This is a genomic window from Erythrobacter sp. SD-21 (assembly GCF_000181515.1).
Lineage (GTDB): Bacteria > Pseudomonadota > Alphaproteobacteria > Sphingomonadales > Sphingomonadaceae > Qipengyuania.
Genome location: NZ_ABCG01000001.1, coordinates 477,977 through 491,392 on the forward strand (window position 1 = coordinate 477,977; position 13,416 = coordinate 491,392).

The following is a 13,416-nucleotide window of genomic DNA, read 5'->3' on the forward strand; positions in this document are numbered from 1 at the left end:
AGTTCCAACGATCTCACGCCCGGAACTTGGACAGCAGCATCGACCCGTTGGTCCCTCCGAAGCCGAAGGAGTTCGTCATCACCGTGTCCAGACCTGCATCTTCGACCAGCTCGGTTGCGATCTCTTCCGGCTTGAGGGCAGGATCAAGCGTTTCGACATTGATCGAGGGGATGATGAAATCATGCTCCAGTGCAAGCAGGCAGTAGACCGCTTCCTGCGCGCCGGTGGCCCCCTGGCTGTGACCGGTCATGGATTTGGTCGAGCTCACCGGAGGCGTCGCGCCTTCCCCGAAGACGCGGCGCACCGCTTCGATCTCGCCTACGTCCCCCACCGGCGTCGACGTGCCGTGAGCGTTGATGTAGCTGACCTTGCGATCTTCGGCCAAGGTCCGCAGCGCACCGCGCATGGCGCGTTCGCCGCCTTCGCCCGAAGGCGCAACCATGTCCGCACCGTCCGACGTGGCAGCAAAGCCGGTTACCTCGGCATAGATCTTGGCACCGCGCGCCTGCGCATGCTCGAGGCTTTCGAGCACGACAATGGCACCACCGCCACCGATGACGAAACCGTCGCGGTCCGCATCGAAAGCGCGGCTGGCGCGTTCGGGAGTGTCGTTATATTTGCTGGACATGGCACCCATCGCATCGAACAGGCAGGACAAGGTCCAATCCAGTTCCTCGCCGCCACCGCCGAACATCACGTCCTGCAGGCCGAGCGCGATCTGCTGCGCCGCCATCCCGATACAGTGAAGCGAGGTCGAGCAGGCCGAGGTGATCGAGAAGTTCATCCCCTTGATCTGATAAGCCGTCGCAAGGTTCGCGCTGACGGTGGAGGACATGGTTTTCGGCACCGCGAAAGGACCGACACGCTTGGTAGCGCCGGTCTTGAGCACGGTCTGGTGCGCGGCGAGCATCGCCGAAGTCGACGGACCGCCCGATCCGGCAATGACGCCGGTCATCGGATTAATGACGTCCTTCTCCTCCAGACCAGCATCGGCGATGGCCTGTCCCATCGCGATATGCGCGTAGGCGGCACCCGGCCCCATGAAGCGCAAGGTACGCTTGTCGACATGCTCGGCAACGTCGAGATCGACCTTGCCCGCAACCTGCGAACGGAAACCGTGCTCGGCCATATCCTCGTTGAAGGTTATCCCGGAGTTACCGGCCTTCAGGGAGGTAAGGACCTCCTGCGAATTGTTACCTATTGAGGAGACGATCCCCAGACCGGTTATGACTACGCGACGCATATCTCTCCTCACGCCTCCGACAAGGCGACTTTCATGTCCTTGACCTGATAGATGACTTCACCATCGGCCTCGACCCGGCCGTCGGCGACACCCATGGTCAGGCGACGGTTTTGGACCGCCTTAGTAAAATCGACAAAGTATTTCAGCATTTTACGGTCCGGACGGACCATTCCGGTCAGCTTGACCTCACCGACACCCAGCGCGTAGCCGCGGCCTTGCCAGCCACGCCAGCCCAGGTTGAAACCGGTCAACTGCCACAGGCCGTCGAGGCCAAGGCAACCCGGCATGATGGGATTGCCGGGAAAGTGGCATTCGAAGAACCAGAGATCTGGCGTGATGTCGAATTCAGCAACGACATGGCCCTTCCCATGCTCGCCTCCGTCGCTCGAGATCTCGGTGATTCGGTCCATCATCAGCATCGGCGGTTCGGGAAGCTGCGCATTGCCCGGGCCGAACAGTTCGCCCCGCGCACACTTGAGCAGATCTTCGCGATCGAAACTGGTTGGAAAATCACTCATTCTCGGCGGTGCTCCTCACCCTTGATTGCTATTCGCCGATGCGCCTAGCAGGCGCTTGGGGTGCTGGAAAGGGCGTTCCGAACGGGCGATATGCTGCGCTTTAGACCAAACGCAACAACGCGCAGCAAACACTTGTATTTCGATACTTTAGTTTTGCCGCCAATGCGGCGTTTACCCTTGCGTCACGCTGTCGCTGCGGCAGGGTTTGATCTCTCCGGGTTCGGGCCTCTTAGCGGCTGCCTTGAACTGCGCATAGTAGCCCGACAACTCGGGCGCATCCTTGAAGGCGACGAGTTCGTAGCCCACGCGGCTGAATTCGCAGGACAGCAGCAAGGGGTCGATCCCGTGCTGGTCCGTCGGGCGGTCGACGTCGACGACCACCACTTGTCCTTCGGCGCGCAGCGCGGGCCACATGCGCCAGAGGAATTCGTACGGCTCTTCGATCTCATGGTACATATGCACCATGAAAATGCGGTCGAAACTGTTGTCAGGCAGGCGCGGATCGGAGAATTCGCCGCGCCGGATCGAGACATTGTCGAGCCGGTATCGCTCCACTCGCCGACCGAGCCGGTCGAGCGCGCGCTGGTCGATATCCTGCGCGAGCACCCGGCCCTCAGAACCAACGCGCTCGGCTAGGCGTACGGTGTAGTAGCCGTTGCCCGCGCCGATATCGGCCACGGTCATGCCCGGTTCGATCTCGGCCAGATCCATCACGGTCTGCGCTTCGCCGCGGCTGTCGCGCTGGTCCTCGGTCGAGAACTGGGCCGAGACCACCTCCGAAACCGGGCGGTCGGGTTCGGGAAAGCGGCGCTCGCCACTACCGGACGCATCGCAGCCCGTCAGCCCAAGGCCGAAGAGTGCGGTCAGCAGGACGGGCGCTTTGCCCTTCACTCGGCGTCCTCCACCTCGACGGTCTCGCCCGTGACGCGCTGGGCAAGCGCGGCGGAGATAAAGGGATCGAGCGCGCCATCGAGCACATCGTCGGGCGTAGGCGAGGTCACACCGGTGCGCAGGTCCTTGACCATCTGGTAGGGCTGCAGGACGTAGGAACGGATCTGGTGGCCCCACCCGATGTCGCTCTTTTCCTGGTATTCGCCCGAGGCGGCCGCTTCACGCTCCGCCATTTCGCGTTCGAACAGGCGCGCCTTGAGCATGTTCATCGCGGTTGCCTTGTTCTTGTGCTGGCTGCGATCGTTCTGGCTCGCCACCACGATGCCGGTCGGCTGGTGGGTGATGCGCACGGCGGAGTCGGTCGTGTTGACGTGCTGGCCGCCAGCACCCGACGCGCGATAAGTGTCGATCTTGAGATCGGACGGGTTGATCTCGATGTCGATGTCGTCATCGATGACGGGATAAACCCAGACCGAGCTGAAACTGGTATGGCGGCGCGCCGAGCTGTCGTAAGGACTAATCCGGACGAGGCGGTGCACACCGCTCTCGGTCTTGGCATAACCATAAGCGTTTTCGCCCTTGAGCAGCAGCGTCGCGCTCTTGATGCCGGCCTGATCGCCCGCCTGGTATTCGACCGTCTCGACCTTGAAGCCTCGCCGTTCGGCCCAGCGGCCGTACATGCGGAACAGCATCTCGGCCCAGTCCTGGCTCTCGGTCCCGCCGGCTCCGGCATGAATCTCGATGTAGGAATCGTTGCCGTCGGCCTCGCCCGAAAGCAGCGCTTGCACCTTGTCGCGATCGGCTCGGTCTGCAAGCGTGGATAGGCTGGTCAGACCTTCGTTGACGACATCGTCGTCGCCTTCGGCCTCGCCCATCTCGACGAATTCCATCGCGTCGCCCATCTCGCTCTCGATCTCGCGAACCGTATTGATGGCGGTTTCGAGGCGCTTCTGTTCCTGCGTGATGGCCTGCGCCTGCTTGGGATCGTCCCACAAGGTGGGGTCCTGCACACGGGCGTCCAGCTCGTCGAGGCGGCGCAGCGCGCGCTCCCAGTCGAGCGACTGGCGCACCAGCGCAAGCGCGGCTTCGATACGGTCGATATGGGCCTGCCCTTCGGCACGCATAGGGAATTCCTCAGCTATTCGGTCCGCCCACCTAGCGCGGCTGCGGCGATTGTAAAGTTGTGCCCACAGGGCCGGTCAGTAGATGCCGCCCTGATCCTCGACAAAGTCGGAAGGCTCCTCTTCGCGCCGTTCAGCCCGGCGACCGCGCACGCCTTCGCGAGCTCGGCGAATGAGGTCGAGGATTTCGCTGCGCTTGGCGGCGAGTTCGTCCGACCGGGTGGAGCGGGCCGGTTCGGTATCGGGCTTGAAAGCTTCCCAGATGATCGGAGCCTTGGGATCGTCGGTTGGCGTTCCTTCGAAAACGCGCTTGCCGGTGCGGCGGTCGATCTTGACCATGCGGACACCCGGGGGCGCGATGAAATCGTCGCTGGTCCAGCGCTCGCGCGTTTCCTCGATGAATTGCTTCATGATCGGCGCAGCGGTGTTACCGCCCTGCACCCACCCGCCGAGATTGCGCGGCTGGTCGAAGCCGACATACATACCGGCAATGATGTCCGGTGTGCCGCCGACGAACCAGGCGTTGGTCGGGCCGTTGGTGGTACCGGTCTTGCCGAAAAGCGGCAGTTCGAGGCTGCGCAGGCGCACCGCGGTGCCGCGCGTCACCACGCCCTGGAGCATGTGGACCACCTGGAAGGCCGTGCGCGGATCGAGGACCTGACGGCCACCCGGTTCGAACCTGGGCATGGGCTGGCCGTCCCAGTCATCCTTGTTGCAGCTGGTGCATTCGCGCTTGTCGCTGCGGAAAATTACCTTGCCGCGGCGATCCTGCACGTAGTCGATCACCGAGCCTTCGTGCTGGCGCCCCCAGTTGGCGAGCGCGGCGTAGCCGTTGACCATCTTGGCCACGGTCGTGTCGCCCGCGCCGAGCGCGAAGGAGTAGTAGGGCTCGTAATCGCCGACGCCGAGGCGCCTGATCGTCTCGGTGACATTCTGCATGCCGGTGTCGTCGGCGATGTGCACCGTCATCAGGTTTCGGCTCTGTTCAAGGCCCCAGCGCATCGTGTGCTCACCGCCGCCGCCGCCGCCGAAGTTGCGGAAGCATTTCTCACCGAGGTTCGCGCCTTGCCACACGCAGAAAGTCTGGTCGGGAACCATGGTCGCCGGAGTCATGCCATTGTCGAGGGCGGAGGCGTAGACGAAGGGCTTGATCGTCGAGCCCGGCTGGCGCAGCGCCTGCGTTGCGCGGTTGAAGCTGCCAAGACGGCTGTCGAAGCCACCCTGCATCGCAAGCACGCGGCCCGTCTTGGGCGATGCGGCGAGGAACGCGCCGGAGACTTCGGGCACGCCGCGGATGCGGTATCCATTGCCCGATTCCTCGACCGCGATCACGTCGCCAACCTTGATCGAGGACGGCGCGCCGGAAAGGTCGTAATCCTCGCCATCGGTCAGCCCGACCTTCGCGTCCGAGCCGCCCTGCGTGACGACGCCGATGCGCCAGTCATCGTAATTGATCGAGATGTTCGACGACAGCAGCTGTCCGTGCAGGTCGCCGTTGTCGGGGTTGAGCGTAGCGATCGGGCCGGTGTAGCCACGGTTGCCGTGATAACGCAGCAGCTGGGCCCGCAGCGCATCGCGCGCGGCATCCTGCAACTCGACATCGAGCGAGGTGCGCACCCAGAGGCCGCCAGCATAAACGCTGTCGCCGCCGTCTTCCGCCGTCTCGCCGAATTCCTCGATCAGCTGGCGGCGAACTTCCTCGAGGAAGTAGCCGGCATCCGCCGAACGCTCCGTGCGCTGCTGGACGAGGCCGAGCGGCTGGCGCTTGGCCGCAGCCGCATCGGAGGCGGAAACGAAGTCGTTGGCGACCATCTGGTCAAGCACGAAATTCCGGCGCGCTATGGCCAGATCCTCGTAACGCGAACGGCCATAGCGTTCCGGGGCCTTGGGCAGGATTGCTAGAAAAGCCGTCTCGTGAAGGTCAAGATCGGCCACGTCCTTGTCGAAATAGGCGCGCGCAGCCGCCTGCACGCCGAAGCTGCGGCGACCCAACGGAATTTCGTTGAGATAGAGTTCCAGAATTTCCTGCTTGGTCAGCACATGCTCGATGCGTTGGGCGAGGATCATTTCCTTCAGTTTGCGGGTGACCGAATACTCGTCGCCCAGAAGCAGGTTCTTGGCGACCTGCTGGGTGATGGTCGAACCGCCCACCGCACGCTCGCCCGATCCGTATTTGGTCGCGTAATCGACCACGGCGTTGAGCGTGCCGGTGAAATCGACACCGCTGTGGCTGAAGAAGGTCTTGTCCTCGGCCGAGAGGAAAGCCTCGATCATCTGCTGCGGGAAATCGACATATTGCAGCTGGACGCGGCGTTCGCGGGCGTAAGAATGGACGATCTCGCCATCGACGCCGCGCACCACGGTCGGCAGCGGAGTCTCGTATTCGAGCAGCGAATCGGCTTCGGGCAGGTTGCGCGCCAGCGAGGCCCAGGCCAGCACCAGCAGGAGGACACCGATCCCGACGATGTAGGTCGCCACTCGCAGGCGGCGGCTGTGGTGCCAGTTTTCGCGCATCCACGCGGCAGACCGCGCAGGGTCACCTGTCAGCCGGCGGCGGACGTAGTCCAGTGTGGGAATTGCAACCATAGTCGGCTGCGGCCTCTAGCACGCAGCTTTATCGAAGCGCCAGATCAAGAATCGCCCCTGTCGTCGCGATTTGTCGTCTCGCGCAGGAGATAGACGGCGATGGCCTTGCTCATCGCCTCGGCAAAGGCCTCGCGCCCCTCGTCCGAGGCAAGCCTTTGCGCATCGGTCTCGTTGGAGATGAAGCCGCTTTCGAACAGGACCGAAGGAATGTCGGGTGCCCGCAGCACCGCCAGCCAAGCAGAACGGCGGGCCTGTGGATGGAATTGAAGGTAGTCCTGCCCTTCCCGCTCGATCAGCTCGGCAAAACGCACTGAACGTTCCTGCGTGCGACGCTGGGAGAGATCGACAAGGATATCGCTGACGACCTTGTCCTCCCGCGACAAGTCGACGCCGCCGATGATATCCGATGCGTTTTCCTTCGCTGCGAAAAGCGCCGCCGCACGGCTCGATGCCTCCTTGGACAGCGTGTAGATGCTCGCCCCGGTTACTTCGTCCGCCGTCCCTGCGCTGTCGGCATGGATCGAGAGGAACAGGTCGGCTCCGAGGCGCTGGGCGATGCGGTAGCGTTCGTTGTGGAGGAGATAGGTGTCGTCCTCTCGTGTCAGCGCGACACGCGCAATTCCCTGCTGTTCGAGTTCGTCCCGAAGCGCCTCGGCAAGCCCCATGACAAGGCGCTTCTCCACGTATCCTCGTGCGGAAGCACCCGGATCATGCCCGCCATGCCCGGGATCGATCACCACCAGCGGCAGGTCCTCCCCGCCCGTCACCTGCGGAAGGTCGATCGCGTCCTCGCCGCGCGGGAGGTCGACGCGCATCACATAGCCCGCACCAGGTCCAATAACCCCCGCTCCGCGTGCGAGCAACACCAGCGCGCCGATGAGGGCGACCGGCAGCGCGACGAGCGTCAGAAGGTGAAGCGTGCGGTTCATGTGGCGCGATGGTTAAAAGCTAACGAGCCCTAAGCGCAATATAGTTGCCGAGTGATACCCACGGTGCTAGCGAACGGGAACCTCCGGGAAACCGGTGCCTCCGATCGGCGCGTTCAAGTCGCGACGAAGAGGGTCACTCCCCCGGACGGTCGCCGCCATCCCGGCCGCGACTTCGAATGAACAGGTTGATGCAGGACACGCTTCGCTCCCTCCCGACACAGATCACGCAAGCGCAGAAATGCGCTGCAGCGATCGCGGGACGGACGGATCGGGAGACCCGCAAGGGCATCCTCGCAGACACGAATCACCGGCCTTCCGCAAATGCGGGCCGCCGGATCCCGAATGCCGCAAGTCCCTCTTTGACAAGCGGATTCCCAACACTGACGCGCGGCAGGTACGGCGGGTATACCCCGCCCCGCTGCGCATGGAGAATTATCAATGGCAACGCGCATGCTCATCGACGCGCGCCACCCGGAAGAAACACGGGTGGCGGTCCTCAAGGGAAACCGGATTGAGGAATTCGATTTCGAATCTGCCGACAAGCGGCAGATCAAGGGCAATATCTACCTCGCCAAGGTAACCCGGGTCGAACCTTCGCTGCAGGCGGCCTTCGTCGATTTTGGCGGTAACCGCCACGGCTTCCTCGCCTTCAGCGAAATTCACCCCGACTATTACCAAATTCCCAAGGAAGACCGCGACGCCCTGCTCGCAGCAGAGGCAGAAGTCGCCGAGGAAGAGCAGCGCCTGCGTGCCGAAGAGGAAGAACGCGGCGAAATGCCCGGCGACGAATACGACGCCGAAGACGAAAGCGCCGAAGCCCTCGCCGAAGATCTCGCCGAAGACGGCCTTGAGGAAGTCGACACCTCCGACAAGGACGACGTCGCCACTATCGAGGAAGGCCAGCTCGACGGCGACGAAGATGACGACGACGACAGCGAAGACGAAGGCGACGACAAGCCAAAGGGCCGTGGTCGCCGCGGTCGCGGCCGTCGCCAGGGCAAGGGTGGCCGTACCCGCGCCAAGGAAGTCGACGAAGCGCGCGCCAAGCGCATGGCGCTGCGTCGCAAGTACAAGATCCAGGATGTCATCCAGCGTCGCCAGGTCCTGCTGGTGCAGGTCGTCAAGGAAGAGCGCGGCAACAAGGGCGCGGCCCTCACCACCTACCTCAGCCTCGCCGGCCGTTACACCGTGCTCATGCCCAACAGCAGCCACGGCGGCGGCATCAGCCGCAAGATCAACTCGGCCAGCGATCGCAAGCGCCTGAAGCAAGTCGTCTCGGACCTCAGCCTGCCGCGCAGCATGGGCCTGATCGTACGCACCGCCGGCCTCAGCCGCACCAAGACCGAAATCAAGCGCGACTTCGACTATCTCGCCCGCCTGTGGGACGAAATACGCGAGCGAACACTGTCCTCCGCCGCGCCCGCACTGATCCATTCGGACAGCGACCTCATCAAACGCGCCATTCGCGACATCTACAATCGCGAGATCGAGGAAGTCGTTGTCGAGGGCGAGGACGGCTACAAGTCGGCCAAGGCCTTCATGAAGATGCTCATGCCCAGCCACGCGCGCCGGGTTAAGCAATATGCCGACCCCGTACCGCTGTTCCAAAGATATGGTGCGGAAGACCAGCTGAAAGCGATGTACGATCCTGTGGTCCAGCTCAAATCGGGCGGCTACCTCGTGATCAACCCGACAGAAGCTCTTGTCTCGATCGATATCAACTCGGGCCGCTCCACCAAGGAGCATAATATCGAGCAGACCGCGCTCCATACCAATCTGGAAGCGGCCAAGGAAATCGCCCGCCAGCTGCGCCTGCGCGACATGGCCGGCCTCGTCGTGATCGACTTCATCGACCAGGAGCACCACTCGAACACCCGCAAGGTCGAGCGCGCGATGAAGGATGCGCTCAAGAACGACCGCGCGCGTATCCAGGTCGGCCGCATCTCCAGCTTCGGCCTTATGGAAATGAGCCGCCAGCGCCTGCGCACCGGCGTGCTCGAAGCGACTACGCGCGAATGCCCGCATTGCGACGGCACCGGGCTCGTCCGCACCGCCAGCTCCGCTGGTCTCTCCGCGCTGCGCCTCATCGAAGAGGAAGCGGCCAAGGGCAAGGGCACGAAGATCCGTCTCGCCGCCAGCACTGAGGCGGCCGTCTATCTCCTCAACGAAAAGCGCGCCGAACTGGTCGAGATCGGAGAACGCTATGGCGTGACCGTCGAAGTCGTCCCCGAAGGCGAAGACGAAGGCGCGAAGATGCATGTGTCGAGCCACGGCCCCAAGCCGTTGGATGCGCCCAAGTTCGAAGCCCTCGTCGATGACGAGGAAGACGAAGAAGAAGACGACGACATCGACACCTCCGACGAGGACGAAGACGAAGACGACCGTCCGCGCAAGAAGCGTCGCCGCCGCCGGGGTGGCCGTGGTCGCAACAAGAACCGCAACCAGAACGATAACGGTGACGACAGCGACGACGACGATGGCGATGCCGAGGAAGGCAATGACAGCGACGATGATGATGGCGAGGACAAGCCGAAGAAGCGTCGCCGTCGCGGTGGCCGCCGCCGTGGCGGTCGCGGCCGCGGGAAGGGCAATGGCGAGGAAATAACCGCGGACGACGCGGAGAAGCTCGAAGCCGTTTCCGAACAGGTCGCCGATGACATGGCCGTCGTTGCGGGTCCCGAGGATACGCCGGAAACCGCCGAAGCGGCGGCCGAGGAAAAGCCCAAGAAGCGCGCCCCGCGCCGCAAGAAGAAGGCCGATGAACCGGCTGCCGAAGAGGCTGCGAGCAAAAAGGCAACGGCGGAAGAAAAGCCGAAGCCCAAGCGCACGCGCAAGAAGAAGGCCGACACCGAAGAGGCCCCTACTGCCGAAACGGAGGAAGCACCCAAGCCCAAGCGCACCCGTCGCAAGAAAGCCGATGCCGAAACTGCCGAAGCTCCGGCTGATGCGGCAGCCAAGGAAGAGCCCGCTGCCGCGGCTCCCAAGCCCAAGCGGACCCGCAAGAAGAAGGCCGAGCCGGCCGAAGTCGCCGAACAGGTCGCCGACGACATCGCAGTCGTCGCGGGTCCCGAGGACGTACCGCAGACCGCCGAAGCGGCTGCCGACGCAGCGGACGAAGGTTCGGATGCCAAGGACGCCAAGCCCAAGCGCGGCTGGTGGCAGCGCACCTTCGGCGAGTGATCCTCGCGCCTATGCGACAGAGACCCCGCCGGACCTCAGGTTCGGCGGGGTTTTTCGTGGGAGATCAGGCGCCGGCTCTCCGGGCGACACCCCATTCCATCCAGCCCATCACCTTGGGCGTCTTGTCGAGATAGGCCTGACCGATCGGTTCGACCTCGAAGCCGGCTCCGCGCAGAGATGCGCCGATCGGGCGGGTCAAATGGCAGCCGCCGGCCATGGGCTTCCAATAGGGTTCGATTCGCTCCTGCCAACGCGCAACCTCGGGATCGGGCGCCTTGCCATGTTCGAGGAAGAGCAACCACCCGCGCGGCTTCAGTATGCGGCGCAGTTCGCTCAGGACCCTGTCCGGATCGCCGACCGTACACAAAGTGTAGGTGCACACGGCGGTATCGAAGCTGCTGTCGGGGAAAGGAATGTCCTCCCCTACCCCTTCTCGAATGTCGTGATCCCAGCCTTTTGCTCTCGCCCTCTCGCGCGCGCCTTCGAGCAGTTTTGCATGCGGATCGATGCCAGCGAAACGCGTGATGCGCGATGGATCGTAAAGCGCCTGGTTAAGGCCGCCGCCGCAGCCCAGTTCGAAGACTTGCCCTTCGGCGAGTGGCACTACTTCGCGGCGCCGTTTCTCGATCCCGCGCTGCCCGCACGCCAGCGTTATGACGCGGGGCATCACATGCGCGTCGTAGAACCGTTTGATCCCCATAAGCTCTCCGGCCTGCGACTCGAGCGGACAGCTTAGCGTCATTCCCGCGCGGCGGAAGCGTTTTGGTTAACGTGCGGCCAGCAGCGCTCTTACGAGGTCGAGATCGGCCTGTTTGTCTATGTCGACGGCGGCAAACCCGTCACTGGCCGGGACGAGGCAGGCAGACACGCCTATCCGGCGCCCGAGCCGTGGCAGCGCTTCGGCCATCGTGAGCCGCCCGAGCAGCATCGAAACAAGCGTTCCCGGACCAAGCCGCGCCGCTATCCGCCAGGGCCGCTTGCGATCCGCTTCCACCATCGACCAGGTGTCGAGCGCCCGGCGCGCCGCCGGTGTGCGAAGGTAGAAGAGGTTGCAACCTGACCAGTGCCCATCGGCGAACCGGAGATAGGTCCGCTTGCTCCCCAGCACGGCGGCTTCGACGCGGGAGCGCTCGGCGAGCATGACAGAGAGATCGCACCCCTCGCCCGTGCCTTCGACAAGCTCACGTACCCATGCGCCTTCGAGCAAACCATGGTCGCTGGTCGTCACCAGCAGCGGCGCACCTGTGCGGTCGAAACCCGCGGCCACGCTGGCGCTCGGCCCAGCCTCTGCCGGAATGACTTCCGCGCCCAATTTTTGCGCAAGATCGGCAACCGGACCGGGCAAACAGCTGACAAGCACGCGCTCCATCCCCGCCGCGCGCAGAGCCCCGACAACGCGCGCCAGCAGCGTCTCTCCCTCAAGCTCGATCAGCGCCTTGTGCGGTAGCCCCAGTTCATCGGCGAAAGGATCGCCGCCGGGCCGCGTTCCGGCGAGGACAAGGGCTGCTGGTGCGCTCACTTCGCCTGACCGGACGCAGCCATGGACTGGAGGACCAGCCTAACCGTAATTCCCATAGCCAGCGACACCGCCGCGGCCAACGCCGCGACCATCCACCCGATGGCCACCGGGCCAGCCTCATGGAACAGCAGGATCGTAATCCCCAATGCGACGGCGCCCACGGCCCGGATGATAAAGGGATATTGCGCGTGCCCGGTCGAGAACAGCAGCGGCTCGAACGCCACGCCCGCCAGCCCGAGCGAGGCTCCGATGGCCACCGGCACGAGGATGTCGGCGGCTTTGAGGAATTCCTCGCCGCCCATCAGCAGCATTATCCAGTCGCCCAGCGTCAGGGCGAGCACCGCGACAAGTACGCCGCCAAGGCTCGCCAGTATTGTCACTTGCCGCACGAGCTTGCGGAATTCCCCGATCTCGACGCTTGTGCGCGCCATCACGAACTCCGGCAGGGCGGCGCGGGTGATCATGTTCGCCACGCGCGCCACACCCAGCGCCAGCTGGTCGGCAAGCCGGTAGAGCCCCGCTGCGCTGGTGCCGAGGAAATAGCCGACAGCGAGCAGCGGCCCCTGCCGCGTCAGCGCGTCGAGCGAGGAGGAGCCGTAGGTAATACCGAAGAATTGCCGCAGCGCGCGCTCCTCGCGAAGGGCCTTGAACGGGTTACGGAAATTGGACCAGCGCAGGGCCTCGGGCGCCAGCCTCTTGGCCATGATCCAGTAGAGCGCGCCCACCAGCAGGTCGAAAAAGGCCCAAGCGAAAAGGAACCGCCCGACCGTCGCGCCCACAAGTATGATGACGAGGCTCGCCAGCAGTCGCCCGGCGGGCATGACCGCCTCGACATAAGTGCCGACATCGAAGCGGTCGAGCACGCGCACGATGCCGGTCGGTGTCGTCATGCGCGACCACAGCATGGCGCAATTGAATGCGAAGGCCATGTCGACATATTCGGGGTTGAGCTCGAGCAGGCTGCCGAAACCGTAGTAGATTACGCCCGCAAGGACGCAGCCCACGATGGCGCCCATCACGTCGATACTGCCGCACAGCCAGCCCAATTCGCCGAACCGTTTCCAGTCCTTGCGTTGCACGGGCTCAGCGCCGAAGCGGACCATGGTCTGCCAGGTCTCGAAGGTCGCCAGCGCGCAGAGCAGCTGTCCGGTGGCGAAGATCAGCGAAAAATGGCCGAAGTCCTTAAGCTCCAGCGAACGCGCGAGGATGGCCAGATAGGCTAGGCTGCAGATGGCAGCAAACCCCTTGCCGCCGAGCAGCCAGGCGAGGTTTTTCAGGATGTTCGCGAAGCCGGAACGGCGTGTCTTCGCGGTCTCTGAGCCTTCCATGCGCGCCCTTTGGACGAGTGCACGCTGTCGATCAATGGCGCGACACTGCCCTTGCCCCGAAAACCGGGCGCTGCGAGGATCGGACGACAGCCGCTTTGCAA

General features: G+C 63.9%; 10 protein-coding genes. 1 reads left to right on the forward strand and 9 read right to left on the reverse strand.

The annotated features are described in order from the left end of the window. Positions 1 to 13: 13 nt before the first annotated feature. From ED21_RS02380 to ED21_RS02405, 6 genes are all read right to left on the reverse strand, one after another. Complete coding sequence (locus ED21_RS02380) at positions 14 to 1,243, reverse strand: beta-ketoacyl-ACP synthase II (RefSeq protein ID WP_034920996.1); 1,230 nt, start codon at positions 1,241 to 1,243, stop codon at positions 14 to 16. An 8-nt stretch (positions 1,244 to 1,251) separates the two neighbouring features. Continuing rightward, the gene (gene fabA / locus ED21_RS02385; protein WP_006832225.1) at positions 1,252 to 1,761 is read right to left on the reverse strand and encodes a bifunctional 3-hydroxydecanoyl-ACP dehydratase/trans-2-decenoyl-ACP isomerase; all 510 of its coding nucleotides are present in this window, start codon (positions 1,759 to 1,761) and stop codon (positions 1,252 to 1,254) included. A gap of 171 nt (positions 1,762 to 1,932) precedes the next feature. Beyond that, the gene (locus ED21_RS02390; protein ID WP_006832226.1) at positions 1,933 to 2,652 is read right to left on the reverse strand and encodes a class I SAM-dependent methyltransferase; all 720 of its coding nucleotides are present in this window, start codon (positions 2,650 to 2,652) and stop codon (positions 1,933 to 1,935) included. Continuing rightward, entirely contained in the window at positions 2,649 to 3,776 is a 1,128-nt protein-coding gene (gene prfB / locus ED21_RS02395) for a peptide chain release factor 2 (protein ID WP_006832227.1), read from the reverse strand. Before prfB ends, ED21_RS02390 begins: the two co-directional genes overlap by 4 nt. Before the next feature lie 75 nt (positions 3,777 to 3,851). Further along, positions 3,852 to 6,359, reverse strand: coding sequence for a penicillin-binding protein 1A (locus tag ED21_RS02400; protein ID WP_034920999.1), 2,508 nt, complete (start codon positions 6,357 to 6,359; stop codon positions 3,852 to 3,854). A 44-nt stretch (positions 6,360 to 6,403) separates the two neighbouring features. Next, a complete protein-coding gene (locus tag ED21_RS02405) occupies positions 6,404 to 7,288 on the reverse strand; it encodes an N-acetylmuramoyl-L-alanine amidase (RefSeq protein WP_006832229.1) in 885 nt (294 codons plus the stop codon). A gap of 438 nt (positions 7,289 to 7,726) precedes the next feature. On the opposite strand from ED21_RS02405, the gene ED21_RS02410 reads away from it, so the two are divergent. Next, on the forward strand, positions 7,727 to 10,468 hold the full coding sequence (locus ED21_RS02410) for a ribonuclease E/G (protein WP_006832230.1): 2,742 nt from the start codon (positions 7,727 to 7,729) through the stop codon (positions 10,466 to 10,468). A gap of 64 nt (positions 10,469 to 10,532) precedes the next feature. On the opposite strand, the gene ED21_RS02415 is transcribed toward ED21_RS02410, so the two are convergent. The 3 genes from ED21_RS02415 to ED21_RS02425 all read right to left on the reverse strand — a co-directional run bounded on the left by ED21_RS02415 (position 10,533) and on the right by ED21_RS02425 (position 13,315). Next, positions 10,533 to 11,168, reverse strand: coding sequence for a class I SAM-dependent methyltransferase (locus ED21_RS02415; protein WP_006832231.1), 636 nt, complete (start codon positions 11,166 to 11,168; stop codon positions 10,533 to 10,535). A gap of 66 nt (positions 11,169 to 11,234) precedes the next feature. Further along, complete coding sequence (locus ED21_RS02420) at positions 11,235 to 11,987, reverse strand: nucleotidyltransferase family protein (RefSeq protein ID WP_006832232.1); 753 nt, start codon at positions 11,985 to 11,987, stop codon at positions 11,235 to 11,237. Beyond that, positions 11,984 to 13,315 (reverse strand): lipopolysaccharide biosynthesis protein, encoded by a 1,332-nt coding sequence (locus tag ED21_RS02425; RefSeq protein ID WP_006832233.1) that lies wholly within the window; start codon positions 13,313 to 13,315, stop codon positions 11,984 to 11,986. Before ED21_RS02425 ends, ED21_RS02420 begins: the two co-directional genes overlap by 4 nt. Between the last annotated feature and the right edge of the window lie 101 nt (positions 13,316 to 13,416).

Bases quoted from the DNA above. Each gene is read 5' to 3' on its own strand.
- ED21_RS02380 (WP_034920996.1), bottom strand. From the start codon at position 1,243: ATGCGTCGCGTAGTCATAACCGGTCTGGGGATCGTCTCCTCAATAGGT.
- fabA (WP_006832225.1), bottom strand. From the start codon at position 1,761: ATGAGTGATTTTCCAACCAGTTTCGATCGCGAAGATCTGCTCAAGTGT.
- prfB (WP_006832227.1), bottom strand. From the start codon at position 3,776: ATGCGTGCCGAAGGGCAGGCCCATATCGACCGTATCGAAGCCGCGCTT.
- ED21_RS02400 (WP_034920999.1), bottom strand. From the start codon at position 6,359: ATGGTTGCAATTCCCACACTGGACTACGTCCGCCGCCGGCTGACAGGT.
- ED21_RS02405 (WP_006832229.1), bottom strand. From the start codon at position 7,288: ATGAACCGCACGCTTCACCTTCTGACGCTCGTCGCGCTGCCGGTCGCC.
- ED21_RS02410 (WP_006832230.1), top strand. From the start codon at position 7,727: ATGGCAACGCGCATGCTCATCGACGCGCGCCACCCGGAAGAAACACGG.
- ED21_RS02415 (WP_006832231.1), bottom strand. From the start codon at position 11,168: ATGGGGATCAAACGGTTCTACGACGCGCATGTGATGCCCCGCGTCATA.
- ED21_RS02425 (WP_006832233.1), bottom strand. From the start codon at position 13,315: ATGGAAGGCTCAGAGACCGCGAAGACACGCCGTTCCGGCTTCGCGAAC.